The organism is Candidatus Magnetaquicoccus inordinatus, from assembly GCF_004217665.1.
GTDB lineage: Bacteria > Pseudomonadota > Magnetococcia > Magnetococcales > Magnetaquicoccaceae > Magnetaquicoccus > Magnetaquicoccus inordinatus.
On the sequence record NZ_RXIU01000320.1, the window covers coordinates 1 to 2,800 of the forward strand.

Genomic DNA, 2,800 nt, shown 5'->3' on the forward strand with positions numbered 1-2,800 from the left:
GGGCACATCCCTGGCCGGGTCCAGGGATGGAATCCCTGGGATTTTGTTTTTAATCTTTTGCCTTTGGCGCGCCTTTCACAGCAAGCCGACGCGCTTTTTGCGTCGGCGCGGCGCGCCTAATGGAAGCAAGCTGTGCGAATTGGCGCGCATTTTTGCGCCAATTCGCACAGCATCCCCATGGGGGTAGAGCTGGCGAGCAGGCACGAACCTGAATAGTTACTTGCAGACAAAGTATCATGTCTATAGAGGATGAAAGATAGTCATGAAAAAATTGTATAGCCCTTTGAAATTTTTACGCTATACCAACCATATCGAGGCCCTGCGCAGCCAAAGCGTCTGCGCTCCTGTACATATACGCATCAAGCCCACCAATATCTGCAACCATGACTGCTGGTATTGTGCCTATCGGGTGGATCATCTGCAATTGGGCGCCGACATGGTGGAACGGGAAGCGCTCAGTTATGAAAAGATGGTTGAAATTGTTGATGATTGCATCTCCATGGGGGTCCAGGCTGTCACCTTTTCCGGTGGCGGAGATCCCCTGGTCTATAAACATCTGCCAGAGATGGTCGAACGGCTTGCCAAAGGGGGCATTCGCGTAGCCACACTGACCAATGGCGCCAATCTGAAACATAAAATTGCCGAAACCATTGCCCAATATGCCACCTGGGTGCGCATCTCCATTGATGCCTGGGATGATGCCAGCTATGCGCAATCCCGACGCATCAAAGAGGGTGATTTTAGCAAACTGTGCGACAATATCCGCTCATTCGTCCATCTGGGTAGCCGTTGTGTGCTCGGCATCAGCTATATCGTTACCCACGAAAATTATCAACATATCGTGCAAGCCAGCCAGCTCTTCAAAGAGCTGGGGGTCAATCATGTCAAATTTTCTGGCGTGGTGGTCGCCAACAGTGGTTCGGCCAACAGGGAGTACCATCAATCGATCATGCGCGAAACCTCGGCACAAATTGCTGCCGCCCAATCCTTGAATGATGCGCACTTTACGGTAATCGATCTCTACCATGAACTGGATGAGCGCTTTGAAAAATCCTATACCCAATGTCCTTTTCTGCAATTTTTAACTGTCATCGGCGCCGATGCCTGCGTCTATACCTGCCAGGATAAGGCCTATACGGAAGCGGGATTATTGGGCAACATCCGTGACCGCTCTTTCAAGGAGTTCTGGTTTTCTGCAGAAAATCGCCAAAAGCTGTTCCAGTTTAACCCGGCAATTCAGTGTCGCCATCATTGCGTTACCCATAGCAAAAATCTGGCTCTTCTCGAACTGCTGGCCATCGATCCCGAACATGGCTGTTTTGTCTGACTTACTGACTCTGGATCCACTGACAATAATCGGCAACCGCCTCATACCAGGGACGCAAGGGGGGCCGTTTGACCGAGGCTAGCGGAATACGCACAGGACGCACCCCTGTTGGGTCAATCTCCTTTTGCATAACCGGCTCAATTTTGGCTGCCAGATGGAGATGTTTGTCAAACTCCTTGAGCAGATCATACAACGAAACCATCCCATCGTTGGCCAAATGGTAAAGCCCCCACGGCTGCCCGGTCTGGTAAATAGTGCGGATTGCCAGAGCCAGATCTCTGGTGTAGGAAGGGGAATAATAGACATCCTGGGCAATGCGTAACAGCGGTGTGCCACTGGCCGAAAGTGCCAACATCTTTTCCACAAATTGGCTGGGACGCGCACTGGGTCCAAACAGGATAGGCAAACGAAAGATATAGTGTTGTGGCGCATATTGTGCCACCAAGGCATCACCCCCCAGCTTGGTCACACCATAGATATTGATTGGCGCGGGGCAATGCTCTTCAGTCCATGCTCCCTCCGCCAGATCGGTAAAGACGGTGCTGCCGGAAAGATGAATCAGCACAAAGCCGATCTCTCTGGACAATCTGGCCAATTGATAAGGAAACAAAGTATTGATCCTCTGGGCCAGTGCCGGCTCCTGCTCACACTGCTCAACCCCGACATAAGCCACTGCATTGACCACCACTTCGGGACGGTGCTGACGCAGCAGGCGCTCTACATCTTCTGGATCAGCGGCATTAAAACCAGAGGAGCTGATGCCCAGCACGGGAGATCTCTGTGCCAAGACCCATTGCAAAGCCATACCCATTTTGCCTGTATGACCAAGCAGCACAACCGGTCGTTCCATGCTCTTCTCTCCTGATAGCCATTCCCAGCCTGCCAGCACGGCAGATTTTTTTTACAAGCTCAGAGTCATCCGCACGCTCATCCCGCACCATTCACAACTGCCCAATGTATAGCAATCTTTCCCCGTATCAGACAATGGTGCGCAGGGCAATCGCATTTGCAAATCAGAAAATTATTAAGGAGGTCCAGGAGGAGATTATCTCCTCCTGGTGGGTGCAGGGCAAAGCCCTGCTGAAAATGTGCGGCGTTTCACCAGAAGCGAATGCAAAGCATTCGCGCACGCCGCACCAATCTGTGCCCCGGAGGGGCACGCTTTGGGAGGGCGGAGGCCCGACATGCACAGTTTCGCTTGTGGCTACAGTGAGAAAATTTGCAAATGCGATTGCCCTACAGAACAACCCAGGGCAATCGCATTTGCAAATCAGAAAATTATTAAGGAGGTCCAGGAGGAGATTATCTCCTCCTGGTGGGTGCAGGGCAAAGCCCCATAAGCGTTAACCTAACATCCCCAGAGTTGCCATCTGACGCTTTCGTTTCCTTGGTGAATCAGCAAGCCATTCGGTTATTTTGCGCCAGTTTTCCATGACTTCCGTGAAACTGAAAATCGGTAAAACAGCTTGCTGG

At 51.6% G+C, this 2,800-nt stretch carries 2 protein-coding genes; one reads left to right on the forward strand and one right to left on the reverse strand.

The genetic code is table 11. The annotated features are described in order from the left end of the window. Positions 1-262: 262 nt before the first annotated feature. Positions 263-1,327, forward strand: a complete 1,065-nt coding sequence (locus EJP87_RS15165; protein ID WP_130472700.1) for a radical SAM/SPASM domain-containing protein — start codon at positions 263-265, stop codon at positions 1,325-1,327. A 1-nt stretch (position 1,328) separates the two neighbouring features. On the opposite strand, the gene EJP87_RS15170 is transcribed toward EJP87_RS15165, so the two are convergent. After that, positions 1,329-2,177, reverse strand: coding sequence for an SDR family oxidoreductase (locus tag EJP87_RS15170; protein WP_130472701.1), 849 nt, complete (start codon positions 2,175-2,177; stop codon positions 1,329-1,331). Between the last annotated feature and the right edge of the window lie 623 nt (positions 2,178-2,800).